This window comes from Emticicia sp. CRIBPO (assembly GCF_009905725.1).
Taxonomy (GTDB): domain Bacteria; phylum Bacteroidota; class Bacteroidia; order Cytophagales; family Spirosomataceae; genus Leadbetterella.
The window spans coordinates 295,398-311,392 of the sequence record NZ_JAAAKV010000006.1 but is presented as its reverse complement, the minus strand read 5'-3'; the positions used below and the strand labels follow the sequence as shown (position 1 = coordinate 311,392).

General features: G+C 44.8%; 16 protein-coding genes. 13 read left to right on the top strand and 3 right to left on the bottom strand.

Going from position 1 to position 15,995, the window contains the following annotated elements:
* Positions 1–145: 145 nt before the first annotated feature.
* Both GVN16_RS14470 and GVN16_RS14465 read left to right on the top strand, forming a co-directional pair.
* Entirely contained in the window at positions 146–802 is a 657-nt protein-coding gene (locus GVN16_RS14470; RefSeq protein ID WP_166564613.1) for a hypothetical protein, read from the top strand.
* A 144-nt stretch (positions 803–946) separates the two neighbouring features.
* Positions 947–1,615: a hypothetical protein gene (locus tag GVN16_RS14465; RefSeq protein WP_166564612.1), complete on the top strand. Its 669-nt coding sequence runs from the start codon at positions 947–949 to the stop codon at positions 1,613–1,615.
* 57 nt (positions 1,616–1,672) lie between these two features.
* Here the strand turns inward: GVN16_RS14465 and GVN16_RS14460 are convergent, their stop codons facing one another.
* Both GVN16_RS14460 and GVN16_RS14455 read right to left on the bottom strand, forming a co-directional pair.
* Positions 1,673–2,734, bottom strand: a complete 1,062-nt coding sequence (locus GVN16_RS14460; protein ID WP_166564611.1) for an NAD-dependent epimerase/dehydratase family protein — start codon at positions 2,732–2,734, stop codon at positions 1,673–1,675.
* Between the two features lie 116 nt (positions 2,735–2,850).
* Positions 2,851–3,081: a hypothetical protein gene (locus GVN16_RS14455; protein ID WP_166564610.1), complete on the bottom strand. Its 231-nt coding sequence runs from the start codon at positions 3,079–3,081 to the stop codon at positions 2,851–2,853.
* 104 nt (positions 3,082–3,185) lie between these two features.
* On the opposite strand from GVN16_RS14455, the gene lhgO reads away from it, so the two are divergent.
* The 4 genes from lhgO (at position 3,186) to GVN16_RS14435 (ending at position 9,662) form a co-directional block, all read left to right on the top strand.
* Positions 3,186–4,385 (top strand): L-2-hydroxyglutarate oxidase, encoded by a 1,200-nt coding sequence (gene lhgO, locus GVN16_RS14450; protein ID WP_166564609.1) that lies wholly within the window; start codon positions 3,186–3,188, stop codon positions 4,383–4,385.
* A gap of 93 nt (positions 4,386–4,478) precedes the next feature.
* Positions 4,479–6,611, top strand: coding sequence for an NADH-quinone oxidoreductase subunit L (locus tag GVN16_RS14445; RefSeq protein WP_166564608.1), 2,133 nt, complete (start codon positions 4,479–4,481; stop codon positions 6,609–6,611).
* 4 nt (positions 6,612–6,615) lie between these two features.
* Complete coding sequence (locus GVN16_RS14440) at positions 6,616–8,196, top strand: NuoM family protein (protein WP_166564607.1); 1,581 nt, start codon at positions 6,616–6,618, stop codon at positions 8,194–8,196.
* On the top strand, positions 8,196–9,662 hold the full coding sequence (locus GVN16_RS14435) for an NADH-quinone oxidoreductase subunit N (RefSeq protein ID WP_166564606.1): 1,467 nt from the start codon (positions 8,196–8,198) through the stop codon (positions 9,660–9,662). The genes GVN16_RS14440 and GVN16_RS14435 overlap by 1 nt, the downstream gene beginning before the upstream one ends.
* Before the next feature lie 13 nt (positions 9,663–9,675).
* On the opposite strand, the gene GVN16_RS14430 is transcribed toward GVN16_RS14435, so the two are convergent.
* On the bottom strand, positions 9,676–10,551 hold the full coding sequence (locus GVN16_RS14430; RefSeq protein ID WP_166564605.1) for an AraC family transcriptional regulator: 876 nt from the start codon (positions 10,549–10,551) through the stop codon (positions 9,676–9,678).
* 129 nt (positions 10,552–10,680) lie between these two features.
* Between GVN16_RS14430 and GVN16_RS14425 the strand changes: the two genes are divergently transcribed.
* The 7 genes from GVN16_RS14425 (at position 10,681) to GVN16_RS14395 (ending at position 15,993) form a co-directional block, all read left to right on the top strand.
* Positions 10,681–11,463 carry an SDR family NAD(P)-dependent oxidoreductase gene (locus tag GVN16_RS14425; RefSeq protein WP_205748865.1) on the top strand — a complete coding sequence of 261 codons (783 nt, stop codon included), beginning with the start codon at positions 10,681–10,683 and terminating at the stop codon, positions 11,461–11,463.
* 64 nt (positions 11,464–11,527) lie between these two features.
* Complete coding sequence (locus tag GVN16_RS14420) at positions 11,528–12,418, top strand: ROK family protein (protein ID WP_166564604.1); 891 nt, start codon at positions 11,528–11,530, stop codon at positions 12,416–12,418.
* A 33-nt stretch (positions 12,419–12,451) separates the two neighbouring features.
* Positions 12,452–13,258 carry a sugar isomerase domain-containing protein gene (locus GVN16_RS14415; protein ID WP_166564603.1) on the top strand — a complete coding sequence of 269 codons (807 nt, stop codon included), beginning with the start codon at positions 12,452–12,454 and terminating at the stop codon, positions 13,256–13,258.
* Positions 13,236–13,655 (top strand): GNAT family N-acetyltransferase, encoded by a 420-nt coding sequence (locus tag GVN16_RS14410; RefSeq protein ID WP_166564602.1) that lies wholly within the window; start codon positions 13,236–13,238, stop codon positions 13,653–13,655. The genes GVN16_RS14415 and GVN16_RS14410 overlap by 23 nt, the downstream gene beginning before the upstream one ends.
* Positions 13,656–13,659: 4 nt before the next feature.
* Positions 13,660–14,103: a DUF1572 family protein gene (locus GVN16_RS14405; RefSeq protein ID WP_166564601.1), complete on the top strand. Its 444-nt coding sequence runs from the start codon at positions 13,660–13,662 to the stop codon at positions 14,101–14,103.
* A gap of 13 nt (positions 14,104–14,116) precedes the next feature.
* Positions 14,117–15,151: a methionine synthase gene (locus GVN16_RS14400; protein WP_166564600.1), complete on the top strand. Its 1,035-nt coding sequence runs from the start codon at positions 14,117–14,119 to the stop codon at positions 15,149–15,151.
* The gene (locus GVN16_RS14395; RefSeq protein WP_166564599.1) at positions 15,148–15,993 is read left to right on the top strand and encodes an MBL fold metallo-hydrolase; all 846 of its coding nucleotides are present in this window, start codon (positions 15,148–15,150) and stop codon (positions 15,991–15,993) included. The genes GVN16_RS14400 and GVN16_RS14395 overlap by 4 nt, the downstream gene beginning before the upstream one ends.
* The last annotated feature ends 2 nt before the right edge of the window (positions 15,994–15,995 follow it).

Genomic DNA, 15,995 nt, shown 5'->3' with positions numbered 1-15,995 from the left:
TTTCATTTTATGTGGCTCTGTACTCCTGATTCTTTTCAGTAATTTTATTTTTCCGATTTTCAGATGTAAATTAGAATGCGTATACAACGTTGTCAATCCGGGCTCATACACATCAGTCATATATCAACCTTTTAACCTTACATAAATGAAAAAAGCATCACTTATAATATTTTGCCTGCTTGTTCAGGTCTGCCAGGTAAACGGGCAGTTTCTGAAAGATGGTTTGGGCAGGCCGATCAAAGAGAATAAATATATCAATGTAGACGGCTCTCCCTATTTGTTTGACAACTGGCTAAAGGGTGATGTAAAATCGAACGACGGCATAACAGATAAAAGTAACGAGCTTAAATATGATGTAGTAGAGGACCGCATTTTATTTAAAGGAGAGCAGGGAGTTGAAATGGACTTTGTGGACCTTATTGTTTCTTTTACACTGTTTTCTGATGAAGGAAAAAGGAATTTCAGAAGATTTGCTGATATTACCGAATACCAGGGGATTCCTTTTTTTGAAGTACTGAATGAGGGAGAAAAGCTCATCTTGTTAAAGAAAGCCATCAGGTCTGTCATGTATAATAAAGCTTACGGTTCTGCTACTACCACGAAAAGTTTTTCGCAGACAATAAAGTATTATCTCCTGAAAAATGACGGTTCTTATGTGAGAATCAAAAAAGATAAGGGTGCAATTATGGCCGCTTTGGCCGATAAGACTGCTGAAATGGAGCTCTATCTGAAGACAAACAAAACTGATTTCAGAAAAGAGGAGGATCTTGGAAAGCTGTTTACCTATTATAATACTTTGTAAGTGCTCTTGAAGTGTATACAAGGCCGTTTTTCGGGATTCCCGGTATGTGTTAAGTTTTCTGTTTTTTTAATCATTAATGCGGCACTATGGTATGTATTTATACGTTATATTGCTGCAAATTCAACTATAATTATATTCAGATTTATGAAACGTTTAGTTAAACCTTTGTTTGTATTTTTATTTATCCTGCTGGCTGATCATCCGGTGGTACAGGCTCAGTTTATGAATGATGTGGCGGGCCGGCCTATCCGTACGAATAAATACGTTGAAGTTGATGGCTTTCCATTCTTGTTGGAAAACTGGTCTAAAGGAGAAGCAAGTTCTGATAAGGGAGTAACGAGTAAGAACCTTGAATTAAAATATGATGTGGTAGACGACAAGGTTACTTTCAAAAGCGAAAAAGGAGACGAGATGGAGTTTGTGAACTTTATCACTTCATTTACCCTCTACGGAGATAACGGCAACAGGAATTTCAGGAGATTTTCTGAAATCAAAGAGTATAGCGGTGTGCCTTTCTTTGAAGTCCTGAATGAAGGAGATAAGCTGAGGGTGTTAAAAAAGACAGCCAAAACCGTTATGGAAACCAAGGCTTTTAACTCTGCCACGGCTACAAAAACTTTTTCGGAAAGTGTCAAATACTTTCTTTTGAAAAAGGACGGAACCTATGAGAGAATTAAGAAAGACAAAAAATCAATTACCGGAGCTATGGCAGATAAAGCGGCAGAAGTGGAAGCTTTTATAAAAACCAATAAAACGGATTTTAAGAAAGATGAACAGATCGGAGCTTTGGTGACTTATTACAACGGGTTGTAAGGATTGATTCTGAAAGGCATAAAAAAAGCTGTTCCGGTCCGGAACAGCTTTTTTGATTTAAACCCTCCTGCTGATGTTATCATACATCTGAACAAGCGTGGTTTTAAGGTCATATTTCCAATCCCATCCGGGATAATGGGCTTTGAATTTAGAAAGGTCTGAAATGTACCAGATGTGGTCACCTATCCTGTTGGTTTCTGAATAGCTGTAGTTCATCTTATTACCTGTGATCTCCTCACAAAGGGCAATCCCTTCAATCATAGAAACATTGGAGAACCTGCCGCCTCCGGCGTTATACACTTCACCGGCTTTAGGGTCCTGGTAGAAATGCCAGAACATGTTGACAAGGTCCCACGAGTGGATATTGTCTCTCACCTGCTTGCCATTGTAACCGAATATGGTGTACTGGTTTTTGGTGATGGCACATTTCATCAGGTACGCCAGGAAGCCGTGAAGCTGAGCTCCCGAGTGGTTAGGTCCTGTCAGACAGCCACCTCTGAATACCCCGGTTTTCATGCCGAAATATCTTCCGTATTCCTGCACCAGCACGTCAGCGGCTACTTTCGAAGCCCCAAAAACAGAGTGTTTGGTGTGGTCAATGCTCATCTGCTCATCAATTCCGTGGGCAAAATAAGCGTGGTCTTCAGCAATCTCCCAGCGGGTTTCTTTTTCAACCAGAGGAAGGTAATTAGGATTGTCTCCGTAAACCTTGTTGGTAGAAGTAAATATAAAGACAGCCTCAGGGCAATACTTTCTGGTCATCTCAAGCATTACCAGCGTGCCGTTGGCATTCACGGTAAAGTCAGTAAAAGGCTCACGGGCGGCCCAGTCGTGGCTTGGCTGTGCCGCGGTATGAACTACCAGGCTGATGTCGGTACCATATTCAGCGAAGATCTTTGATATTTCTTCTTCTGACCTGATATCGGCTTTGTAGTGCCTGTAATTTTTGTAAGCGTCTTCAATTCTGATTTTGTTCCAGTCGGTGGAAGCTTCAGGGCCAAAAAAATACTGCCGCAGATCGTTATCTATTCCGATAACCAAGTCAAATTTTTCTGATAAAAAAGCAACGGACTCACTTCCAATCAAACCTGCAGATCCGGTAACTAAAGCGATTTTCATTTTACAATTTGGATTAAAATTAAAAAGCAATCAGCCAAGAAGTTATAACTACCTGACAAATTGCTGTACAATAAGGTGAATTAAAAAATTAAGCCCCTTTGGATACTGAAGTTGTATCAAATACCATATAATTTCTGACGAATGGCGTTGGTACGTTTTTCGAGTTCAGGATTTGGAGTATATTGTACTTTTAACTGACGTGCTGTAGAATCAGGATGTACACCATAAACCCACTCGCTTCCGGCTTTAACGTCCTTCTGCTCAATCTTGTTATTATTTTGATAACTACATGAAGCAAGACCAAGGGTAACCAGGGTCAATAATATAATGATGTTATTTTTTTTCATTTAACGAGTATGTCTATAAATTTGTACAAAAATAAGATTAGCAATTGAAAAACCCAAAAATTATTATAAAACTTAATTATTGAGGGGAATAAAAAAGTCAGAAGATGAAATACGATGTGGTAGTTATTGGTGGCGGGATTGTCGGGTTGGCCACTGCTTTGAACCTGAAGCAGCAAAAACCCGGACTCAGGCTGGTGATCATTGAGAAAGAAAATCAACTGGCTGCTCATCAGACGGGACATAACAGCGGGGTGATCCATTCCGGGTTGTATTACAAGCCGGGAAGCCTCAAAGCCACCAATTGTATTTCTGGCTATCATATGCTGATCGATTTCTGTGAAAAAGAAGAAATTCCTTATGAATTATGCGGAAAAATCGTGGTGGCTACTCAAAAAGAGCAACTGCCGATTCTGGAAGGGTTATATAAAAGAGGTATTGAAAACGGGCTGACAGGATTAGAGAAACTGTCTGCCGGTCAAATGAAGGAGATTGAGCCGCATGTAGCCGGGATTGAAGGCATTAAAGTGCCGCAGACCGGGATTATTGACTATAAACAGGTTTCGGAAAAATATGCTCAGAAGATAAAGGAGCTGGGAGGAGAACTAAGGCTGGGAGAGAAGGTAAGCTCTATATCTGAGTTAAACGGCGTTTCGACGGTGGTCACCGACAAAGGAAGTTACGATGCCACGCTGGTGGTTAACTGTGCCGGGTTGTACTCCGACAAAGTGGCTCAGATGACAGAGTCGGAGAAAATCAAACTGCAGATCATTCCGTTCAGAGGGGAATATTACGAATTGAAACCTGAAAAACATTACCTGGTAAAACACCTTATCTATCCTGTGCCGGATCCTAATTTTCCTTTTTTAGGAGTCCACTTTACCCGGATGATCGGTGGAGGCATTGAGGCAGGCCCTAATGCGGTGCTGGCTTTCAGAAGGGAAGGGTACAAGAAATCGGATATCAGTCTCGGAGAATTTGGAGAAACCCTGGCCTGGCCGGGATTCAGAAAGGTAGCGGCCAAATACTGGAAAACAGGGATGGGTGAGTTTTACAGATCATTTTCCAAGTCTGCCTTTACGACGGCCTTACAGGAACTTATTCCCGAAATCAGGAAAGAAGACCTGGTGCCGGGAAATGCCGGGGTGAGGGCCCAGTCCTGTGACATTGAAGGGGGGCTGTTAGACGACTTTTCAATCATTGAAAATAAGCAGGCTATCAATGTTTGTAATGCCCCGTCACCGGCGGCAACTTCGTCGCTGGCAATTGGTAAAACGGTGGCCGGACTGGCTTTAAAAAGGTTATAAGGGCCGCGGCTTTTTCAAAACTTATGGTGTTTATTTGTCATGAAGTTGTAGATTTGTAAATTAAAATATAGAATGTAAACTAATCCGGAAAGGATGTCGGCACAAAACATTATTTTTCTTAACCTGTTTTTCTACCTTTTGGGCTTTTTGATCTTGTTTGGCTTCAAATCTTATATTTTGAGTCAATTTGCAGGATGGCTTTCATTGGTGATCAATGTGTTAGGGGTGTTGTTTTCATTGAGCCTCATCATGAACGTCACCTCAGAAAGGGGTATTGAGATACCCTGGATCAATCTGGGTGATACCGTTGTTTCGTTTGATATTCTTCTCAATGACCAGACTACCTTCATGTATTTCCTGGTTCAGATCATTGCTTTTTTTGTACAGCTTTTTTCTACCAAATACCTGGCTAAAGACCCGGCGATTTCAAGGTATTACGCGTATCTCAATCTGTTCATCCTCTCTATGCTGGGGGTGATTATTGCCGGTAACCTGATGCAATTGTATTTTTTCTGGGAGCTCGTCGGTTTTTGTTCTTATCTCCTGATCGGTTTCTGGTACGAAAAATCAGCTCCGGCCAATGCATCGTTAAAAGCCTTTCTGATCAACAGGATAGGTGATGCGGGTTTGCTGATCGGTATATTTCTCGTTTTCTATCTTTTCAAAACCTTTAATTTTATGGAGTTGAGAGATAGGTTTGCGGGTGTTTCCACAGGAGTTTTTCATTTGAATACATTTGGGTCATGGAGTGCCGGGCAATTGCTCACTGCGGCCGGGATCCTGATGTTTTGCGGTGCAGTGGCCAAGTCTGCACAGTTTCCTTTACAGGTATGGTTGCCTGACGCGATGGAAGGCCCCACGCCCGCTTCAGCCCTGATACATGCGGCTACGATGGTGGCGGCAGGGGTATTTTTATTGGCCAGGGTGTCTCCGATCCTCAGCCACGATGCGGGTTTTGTGATTGCCATTGTAGGGAGTTTTACGAGTATTCTGGCGGCTTATTCCGCCATTTTTCAATACGATATTAAGAAGGTCCTCGCCTATTCGACGATCTCTCAGCTGGGTTTTATGATTGCCGGGATAGGCGTGGGGGCTGTAGGAGCTTCGCTTTTTCATCTCACTACACACGCCTTTTTTAAGGCAGGTTTGTTTCTTAGTGCAGGGGCGGTTATTCACCATCTTCATCATCAGCAGGACATGAGGAAAATGGGAAATCTGCAGGACGAAATGGAAGTGGTGTTTTATGGTTATGCCATATGTGCGGCTTCTCTGGCCGGGATTCCTTTGTTCTCCGGTTTTTTGTCAAAAGACGCTCTGCTGATTTCGGCTTATGCCTATGCTGAGGCCCATCATTTTTCTTACTACCTGATCATTCCGGTGTTGTTGCTGATCAGTTCGGTGATGACGGCCTATTATATCATGCGGCAGTTTGTGATGGTATTTCTCAATCGTCAGGGTAATCCGATCGAAGAGACTTATCATGATATTCTGAGCGGGCTGGAAGGGGTGAAAAAATCCTTTCATGATTTGCTGACCGCAGATGATGACGCCCAGGGAGATGAAAAGATCATCAATTTCCTGCAAAAACTCGGGGTGTTCGAAATCTCGGTGCTCGCCATGAGCCTGGCTTCGCTCTGGTTTGTGTTTTCGGCAAGTCCGTTTACTTTTTCAGATGTGTGGTTCATCAAAATTTTCGGTCAGACCGAGTCTCATGCCGCCTGGATACCTTACACTGTACTTGGGGTTTCCCTGGCCAGCATGATCGCTTCTTTTTTCATCACGCAAAATGAGATCAGGAATTTTTATGTCAACAGTGATGCACAGAAATCTGATTCATGGCTGAGGAAGATCGGACTCAATCACTTTTATCTCGACTATTTTTATTTCAATTATATCCGGCCTGTGTTCACGGGTAAACTGAATACTACCGAACCCGAACCGGCGGCTTCCTTTAAGAAGGGATTGCCCGGTGTGGTGCATTACGCAGACAGTACGTATATTGACGGTATCACAAAAATACTTGCCCGGGGACTGATGTTTATTTCAGGGATTTCTGAAAAGGCAGAGCGGTTGCTGATAGATAATTTTGTGAACGGCGTCTCAGAATATGCCCGCAAGTCGGGTCACTATGGCAGGAAAATGCAGGGCGGGCAAATTCAGTTTTACCTGGTGTTGATGATAGCATTGGTGATATGTATATTAATCTTAAAGACATTTTTGTTTTGATACTATGAATTCAGGGCTACTTACTTCCTTAATCTTTCTGCCACTGGTGGGTGCGGGTATCATCCTGTTGCTGCCTGATGTATACAAAGCATCTTTTAAGTGGATAAACCTGATTTGTAACGTCCTGAACCTGATCAACGCCCTCACGCTTTACGGGTCATTCAACAAAACAGAACCGTCTTATCAGTTTCTTGAACATTATGAGTGGATCAGGCTGGATATCGGCAAAAGCGGGGTGATTTCTATAGATTATGTGCTGGGTTTGGATGGTATTAACCTCCCTATGGTCATTTTATCAGCTATTATCCTGCTGATCGGTGGCATCTCGTCATTTTCAATTGTCAGGAGACCCAAAGCCTATTACAGCCTTTTCCTGCTTTTGTGCAGCTCAGTGATGGGTTGTTTTGTGGCTCTTGATCTTTTTCTTTTCTTCCTGTTTTTCGAGTTCATGCTGCTGCCGATGTATTTCCTGATCGGGATATGGGGAGGCGAAAACAGGGAATATGCTTCTTTGAAGTTCATCATTTACACCCTGGTCGGTTCTGTTCTGATCCTGATTGTGATGATTGCCGTAGGCATGTCATATACCGATATTTTCTTCAGCAAAGAGTATGGAAAAACGGTGCACACCTTTGATTTCAGGCAGTTGAAAGATACCACAAATATTATTAAGAACTCGTTTCTGAGCATAGACAGTCCCTGGAAACTGATGGGAATTCCTGCCAGGGAGCTGATGTTTGTTTTGTTATTTATCGGTTTCGGGATCAAACTCCCGATGGTGCCGTTTCATACCTGGTTGCCGGATGCCCACGTGGAGGCCCCGACCGCGATCTCTGTTATCCTGGCCGGCGTATTGCTTAAAATCGGGGGTTATGGATTGATCAGGATCGGGTATGGTTTTTTCCCGGATATAGCACCTGATTTTACAGTCTGGGTGGCTGGAGCAGGAGTACTGTCTGTCATTTACGGGGCTTTGAATGCCCTGGCTCAGACAGACCTTAAAAAACTGATCGCTTATTCTTCTGTTTCTCATATGGGTTTTGTGCTTCTGGGTATTTCTGCCCTTAACGCCGAAGGGATCAACGGGGCTGTTTACCAGATGTTCAGTCACGGTATTTTATCAGCGATGCTGTTTTTATGTGCCGGGGTGATCTACGATCAGACCCACAACCGTGAGATTGCCAACTACAGAGGTCTGGCTAAAAAAATGCCTTTCTTTACGGTAGCTGTTTCGGTGGCCTTTTTTGGCTCCCTGGGCCTTCCTACGCTGTCCGGTTTTATCGGAGAGTTCTTCAGTTTACTGGGAGCATTCCAGTCGGACCTGATGCCGAAGTGGATGCCGGTTCTGGGGGTTTTAGGGATTGTTTTATCGGCAGTATATTTATTGTGGACTTTCCAGAAGATGTTTTTTGGAGAATATTATATCAGCGAAAAGTTAGAAAAAGATAAAATTGTGGACCTGGACAGGAGAGAAATGCTGATGCTGACCGTGCTGGGTGTGTTGGCGTTTTTATTCGGTATATTCCCCAACCTGATTTTTGACATATCTAACCAGACCGTACAGGAATTTTTGACCCGACCTTAATGAATAAACACTTACAGGAAATAATAGAAAGTACAAGGTTGATTCTGCCTGAGGTCATCCTCATTGCGGGTATTCTGCTGTTGACCGGAATTGTCTCTTTTACGAAAAAGACGCCCGAAAAGCCGAAATTCAAACGCTTCTATTTCTATTCGTTTGCCCTTGTTATTTTATACTACAGTTTTAGCCACAGCCATTACGAGGCCCTTTTTGAAAAAGGGGATGCGTTTCATGCTTTTGGAGACATCCTGCTGCTTGACAAAGGAGGCATGAGTTTCAGGTACCTTATCCAGTTGTCGGTATTTCTGTTTCTGCTTCACGGTGTGGCGTTCAGATACCGGTATGACGGAGAGTATTTCATCCTGATCTTTACGGCTGTGCTGGGTATGGCTATCATGACGATGACGACCCATTTTATGGGTATTTATATTGGTATTGAATTGGTTTCTATCGCTTCTTATCTTCTGGTGAGTTTAAATAAAAAGAAGGAGAATTTTGAGGCAGGTATAAAATACCTGATTTTCGGGGCCACGAGTTCCGCCCTCATGCTGTACGGTATTTCCTTGTTTTATGGTATTTCGCATACCCTTAATTTCCTGGATCCTTTGTTCCTTCATTCCATCCATTTTAATGCAGACTGGGCTGTGCAGTCCATCTGTTTTCTGGTTTTAGGAGGTATTTTGTTTAAAATGGCAGCAGCTCCGTTCCATATCTGGGCTCCTGATGTGTATGAGGCCACACCCGCACCTATCATTTCATTTTTGTCATATGCTCCGAAAGTAGCGGCCTTGCTGTTGATGGCCAGGTTTATTGAAGCTTTACATGCTGATTTTACGGTCATTCTTTCGGTCATTATTATCGTTTCCTTATTTGTCGGTAATTTCTCTGCCCTCTGGCAAAAAGACGCGAAAAGGATGCTGGGTTATTCGGGCATTGCCCATGCCGGATTTATGCTGATCGGTTTATTGAAAGCAGGTTTTGATGATTTTTACTCGGCCTATTTTTATGCGGCTGCTTATTTGCCGGTTACGATGGGGGCGTTCTTCCTGCTGGATGTTTTCAAGAAACAGGCGGGCTCTTATCTTATTGAAGACTTTAAAGGGCTTGGTCAGCACAGCGTTATTTTAGGGATCAACGCGATTATCCTGATGGTGGCCCTGACAGGTTTGCCGCCGACGATCGGGTTTACGGCCAAGTTGCTGATATTCAGTTCGGTGGCCGATTCGCTTACTTCAGGTTCTTCGCCTTTCTATTTTACAGTGCTGGCTTTCGGGTTGATCAACACAGCGGTGTCTATTTACTATTATCTGAAAATTCCGTACATCGCCGTGGTCAAAAGCAGGTACAAAACCCATAACCTGGCGGGAATTCCTCTGCATTTGTTACTGATACTGACGCTTTTTAGCCTGAGTGCGATTTTGCTGTTTATTTATCCGCAGTATCTTGGCGGGCTGCTGAATAACATTTAAAAACTTTCAGGATTTACTCCAGTTCAAGCACTCCTTTCCTGTATTCCTTGGGATTGGTATCCATAAACTTCCGGAACTGACGGTTGAAATTTGACAGGTTCTTGAATCCTGATTCATAGCATATTTCCAGGATATTCATTTCAGTTTCCATCAGCAGTTTACAGGCATGTCCGATGCGGATCTCATTGACAAAGTCTACAAAGGTTTTCTGGGTACGTGCTTTAAAATAGCGGCAAAAAGCCGGTTCGGTCAGCCTGGTAAGTGAGGCTATCTCTGAGAGATTGATATCAGACCTGAATTTTTTGAAAACATAATCAAAGACAATGTTCATCCGGTCGGTGTCTTTAAGACTGCTGCCCGTCATGCCCATGCCTGAGAGTATCCTGTATTCTTTGGAATGTGACATCAGGTTGAGTATTTCTATCAATCCGATCAGGCGGCCAACCTTGTCGGCTTCCAGCATCCTGTAAATTAAGGCCGTGATTTGCTGGCGGGTATCCCCAAAGAACTCCAGGCCGAACAAAGAGCGGTTCATCAGCTTGTTAATTTCGGTCATCTCAGACAGGTTAAAAAAGCCCGGACCAAGCGAATCTTCCAGGAAATGAATCACCACTGAGGCAGGTTTCAGGGCAGGGTTGGGCTGATAGAAGGAGTCGTCTGCCCGGTACCAATGCGGAAGGTTACTGCCGATCAGTGCCAGGTCACCTTCCTGATAATCAGAGACATGGTTGCCTACAAACTTCTTTCCGAAGCCTTTTTCGCTCAATACAATTTCAAATTCCTTATGATAGTGCCACGGGGTTTCAAAATGGGGGCTCTCAAACCTTTCCGTCAGAAACGAGGAACCATAAGAAAGAGGCAACTTTTGAAAAATAGCTTTTTTTATCATGATAATATCAAAATAGTATTGGTAATTTCGTTCCCATTGGTGGATTGATAGGTTCAAAAATAAGAAATTTGTAATTCTATCTGTAAATAATATAATAAATAAAGTTTCTCAAATACTTTTTTTGCAATAATGCTCTCCAATAAATCAATAGTCATTATCGGTGGCACCACAGGGCTGGGTCTTTCTGCTGCCAGGGCATTCGTTCGCCAGCAGGCAAAAGTAGTGGTGGTAGGAAGGAATCCGGAGAGTTGTAAACAGGCAGAAGCAGAATTGAGAAACAGTTCAGCAGCCTTTGCCGGGGATGCTTCGGATCCTGAAACGGCCGAAAAAGCGATAGCCTTGTGCCTGGAAAAATTCGGGAGTTTTGACGGCTTGTATCATGTGGCCGGAGGAAGCGGGAGGAAATTCGGTGACGGGCCTTTGCATGAACTTACCCTTGAAGGATGGAATAAAACAATGGAAATGAACCTCACCAGTCTCATGCTTTCCAACCAGGCTGCTGTCAGGAAATTCCTGGAATTGGGCAAGGGAGGGACGATCCTGAACATGGGCTCTGTGCTGGGATTTTCGCCTTCGCCGCAGTTTTTTGTGACCCATGCCTATGCTGCGGCAAAGTCGGCGGTGACAGGATTTACGAAGTCAATTGCGGCCTATTATGCCGGAGATAACATCAGGGTTAATTTACTGGCCCCGGCTTTGGTCGAAACGCCGATGTCACTAAGAGCTGCGGGAGACGAAAAGATCATGGATTTTATCAAAACCAAACAACCCCTGGATGGCGGAAGAATAGGCAGGCCGGAGGACCTGGATGCGGCGGCGGTGTTTTTTATGTCCGACGCTTCGGGGTTTACCACCGGGCAAACCCTGTATGTCGACGGGGGATGGGAGGTGTCCGAAGGACAACTCCGGTAGGTCTGTGCCTCAAGGCACGGACTCACATAAATAATTGTTGTATCTTTTATTCAACCTTAAATATATGAAAACAGCCATTGGTATTGACCTTGGCGGTACGGTAGTCAAAGGCATCCTGATCAGGGAAGGCGGAGAAATTATGCAGCAGCATTATATTTCAACCCGGGATGATCAGGAGGGCCTCTGGCGAAAAAATGTGCTTGAAATGGTATCCTATCTCCGTGCTCTCACGGATGAGCCTGTGGAAGTGATCGGCTTGTCTGCCCCCGGCTTGCCGGACCAGGACAACGCCTGTATTGCCCACCTGCCCAACCGGCTGCATGGGCTGGAGAACTTTAACTGGGGAGCTTATTTTGGGCAGAAAACCTATGTCATTAATGATGCTCACGCGGCCCTGATGGCTGAGGCCCGTTTCGGATCGGCCAAAGACTACAAAAATGCTTTACTGCTTACTTTGGGTACCGGCGTCGGTGGAGGCATCATGCTGAACGGGGAGCTGCACCAGGGCTTATCACAAATGGCGGGGCATCTTGGTCATATCTCGCTCAACACGGGGGATGATGAAGAAAGTATTCTTGGGATACCCGGAAGCCTGGAGTATGCCATTGGCAATTATTCCATTAAAAGGCGGTCCAGAGGACAATATGAAAGTACACTCGATCTTGTCGGGGCCTATCGCAAAGGGGATCATTATGCCACCTGGCTGTGGCTGGATTCTGTGAGGAAACTGGCGGTGGCTCTGAGCTCCCTGATCAATCTGCTTTCTCCTGAAATCATCGTACTGGCCGGAGGAATCACCCTTGCGGATAAAGACCTGTATGAGCCTTTGATGAGATTCCTCGATCTGTATGAATTCAGGCCGGCCGGAAAAACCACTTTGATCAGGCAGGCCCAGTTCGGAGACCTGGCGGGGGCTATCGGGGCAGCAGGATTTGCTTTAAATAAAATCAGTTAATCAAAAAAAGCCTTCGGGCCCAATCTTTATAAAATGTCATATACCTCTCAATATCTTGAAAAATGCAGTGAGCTGATCAGAACCGTAGCTGCCCAGGAAGTCAACATAGCCAAGGCGGCTGAATGGTTTGCAGAGTCAATACTCGCCGGCCGGATGGTGCATGTTTTCGGCAGCGGACACAGCCGCATTATGGTCGAGGAAATGTGGCCGCGTTATGGTTCTTTCCCCGGTTTTAATCCTATTGTTGAACTATCCCTTACTTTTCACAACCTGGTCGTGGGAGCCAACGGACAGCGTCAGGCCATGTTTCTTGAGAATGTGCCGGGTTTTGCGGAGAAAATCCTGCGGAATTTTGACCTTTCACCGGTTGATACGGCTTTGGTGATTTCTTCGTCCGGATGTAACGTGGTGCCGATTGAGATGGCAGAGATCTTCAGGAAAAACGGTATTAAGACAGTGGGAATTATCTCAAAAAGTCATTCAGAGGTCAGTACCAGCAAAAGGGTAGACGGTTTGAAACTCCAGGATTTCTGTGACTTGGTGCTGGATTCAGGAGCCCCGGTGGGTGATGCCATGATCAGGATAGAAGGGCTGGACACTCCTGTGGCTCCGGGTTCAACAGTGGGCTCTTGTATGATCATCAACAGTATCAAAGCCGAAACGGCTAATCTTCTCACTCAAGCGGGCCGGCCGCCAAAGGTATTGAGTGCCGGGGCAGTAGTGGGAGCAGAAAGGGCTGTGGAGTTATTCGAAGCCGCTTATGATGAACACGCCCACAGGATCGCAGGAATGTATAAAAATTTAGGAATTCAGAGTTATGTATCGGATCAGCATTCGTGAGATAAAAGCACCGGAAACATGGCCCGTCAGGCAAAGGGTGATGTGGCCGGACAAGGATATCGAATTTGTTAAAATCGACAATGACGAAGAGGGCATTCATTTCGGATTGTTCGAAAATGACACGCTGATCTCTGTTATCTCCCTGTTTGCTAAAGGCGATGAAGCCAGGTTCAGGAAGTTTGCCACGGAAAAGGATTTCCAGGGGAAAGGCTACGGGGCCAGGCTGCTGAACTTCCTGATCGACGAAGCCAGGAGAATGGGAATAAAGACTTTGAACTGTGATGCCAGGCTTACGGCCGCCCCGTTTTATAAGAAATTCGGGATGAAAGAAAGCTCTGAGGTATTTACCTACAATGAAAGAGGAATGGAATATATAAAAATGCAAATCAAGCTCTGAAAATATGATTGAATCATTAAAGACCCTTTATGAACGTGATCTGAAAAGACTGAGAGACGAGCTGGAAGCGTATCCGGATGAATCGTCACTCTGGCTGATCAAAAATGAAATTAAAAATTCGGCCGGAAACCTGTGTCTTCACCTGATGGGAAACCTCAATCATTATATCGGTGCCCAGATCGGCGGGACGGATTATGTGCGTGACAGACCCCTGGAATTTTCGGATAAAGATGTTCCGAGAGAGCAGCTCACCCGCCAGATTGACGATACAAGGAAAATGATCGCTGAGGTTTTAGGCAGTATAAGCCCTGAAATTTTAGCTGCCAACCATACGGAAGAATACCAGGGAGGGGCCAATACCAATGAATTTTTCCTGATTCATTTATACGGGCACTTTAATTATCATCTGGGGCAAATCAATTATCACAGAAGACTCATTCAGGACTAAACCAATTAAAAATATGCAACCGATACCTGTTAAAACCACTGTTGTTGGATCATGGCCTTTTCCGGGATGGCTCGAATTCGCCTCTGAGAACCTGGATAAATTCGGCAAAGCCGACCTCAGCGAAATGATTGAAGATGCTGTGGTCAATGCCATCCACGACCAGGTGACCGCCGGGCTGGACGTCATCACCGACGGTGAACAAACCCGCCTGGATTTTAACCTTTCGTTCTACGGCTTTATCAAAGGATTGCAACCGAATCATGAAGAAACCAGGAAGTTTGGTCCTCCGGCCCATGACCAGCGTGGCAAACATACGGTCGTAGAGCCCCTGACGGCTCCTAAAGGCCTGGGTGTAGTAGAAGAATACAACCGTTTGAAAAGACTGGCTCCGGCCGGTAAGATATTGAAAGCTTCCATTCCCGGTCCTTATACTTTGTCGGGCAGGATGCTGCCGGGTGAAATCTACAAAGACCGCTGGGAAATTACAGAAGCACTGATCCCCGTGGTAGCCAGGGAACTGGAAGCCCTGGTGGCGGCGGGAGCTCAGGAGATCTGTATTGATGAGCCCTCTATGTCATGCTATGCATATCGTGAAGACACCAAAAGATTTGTAGATATTTTTAACAGGACTGTGAGCGGGATCGTGGGTAAAACCAGGATCGGAACACACCTCTGTTTTGGCAATTTCAAGGGCCGGTCCGTCGGAAAGAAAACCATTGCCCCGATGTTGCCTGATTTTCTGGACATGAACGTAGACGAAATTCATACGGAAATGACGGTGCTCAATTTCGCCGAAGTACATCTGCTAGAACGTTTTGCCGAAAAAATGGACGTGGCCGTAGGTGTCATTGATGTCAAAAGCTATTATATCGAAACAGTGGAAGACGTGATGGAGCGTATTGATAAATGTCTGAAATATGTTCCTGCCGAAAAACTGGCCGTTGCACCGGATTGCGGCATGTCTCAGACTGCCCGCTGGGCTACCCGCCAGAAACTGGCCAACATGTGTGAGGCTGCCAGACAAACCAGAAAAAAGCTGGAGGTATGAGTCTCATCAAACCCAGACAACAAGACGGGAAGATTTTAGCAGATATAAAATCCTTCGATAGTCCTTCCGGATTTAAAATCTGGTGGCTGGCTCAAAGCGGATTTCTGATCAGCTGGCAGGGGAGACATCTGTTGTTTGATCCGTATTTGTCTGATTCGCTGAGTGTCAAATACCAGTATACTGCCAAGCCTCATGTCAGAATGAGCGAGCTGGTTGTTGCCCCGGAGGGATTGGACTTTATTGATATCGTTACTTCATCGCACAACCATACCGACCACCTGGATGCGGAGACGCTGATGCCCATTCTGAAGAATAATGAAGATATAAAATTCATTATACCGGAAGCCAACCGGAGTTTTGTCTGTGACAGGCTGAAATGTCCGGAAGATTTTCCGGTGGGGTTGAACGACGGGCTTAGCTTTGAGTGGAAAGGATTCAAAATTCACGGCGTTCCGGCGGCACACAATGAACTGGAGCGAAATGAAAAAGGAGAATGTAAGTTCATGGGTTTTGTGGCACAGTTCGGAGAATATTCGGTCTATCATTCAGGAGATACACTCTGGTATGAGGGCATTGTGGATATATTGAAACCCTTTAATATAGATGTGGCTTTTTTGCCTATTAACGGCAATAAACCAGAGCGGAAAGTAGCCGGGAATCTGAATGCTGAAGAAGCAGCCAGGTTAGGCAAAGAAATAGGGGCAAAACTGGTTATTCCACACCATTATGACCTTTTTGAATTTAACACTGCTGATCCAAAGGAGTTTGAAGAAGCATGTGAAGAATATGGAGTCAGCTATAAAGTGCTGGAATTGGGAGAAGGTGTTGTCTATGGAATTTAACG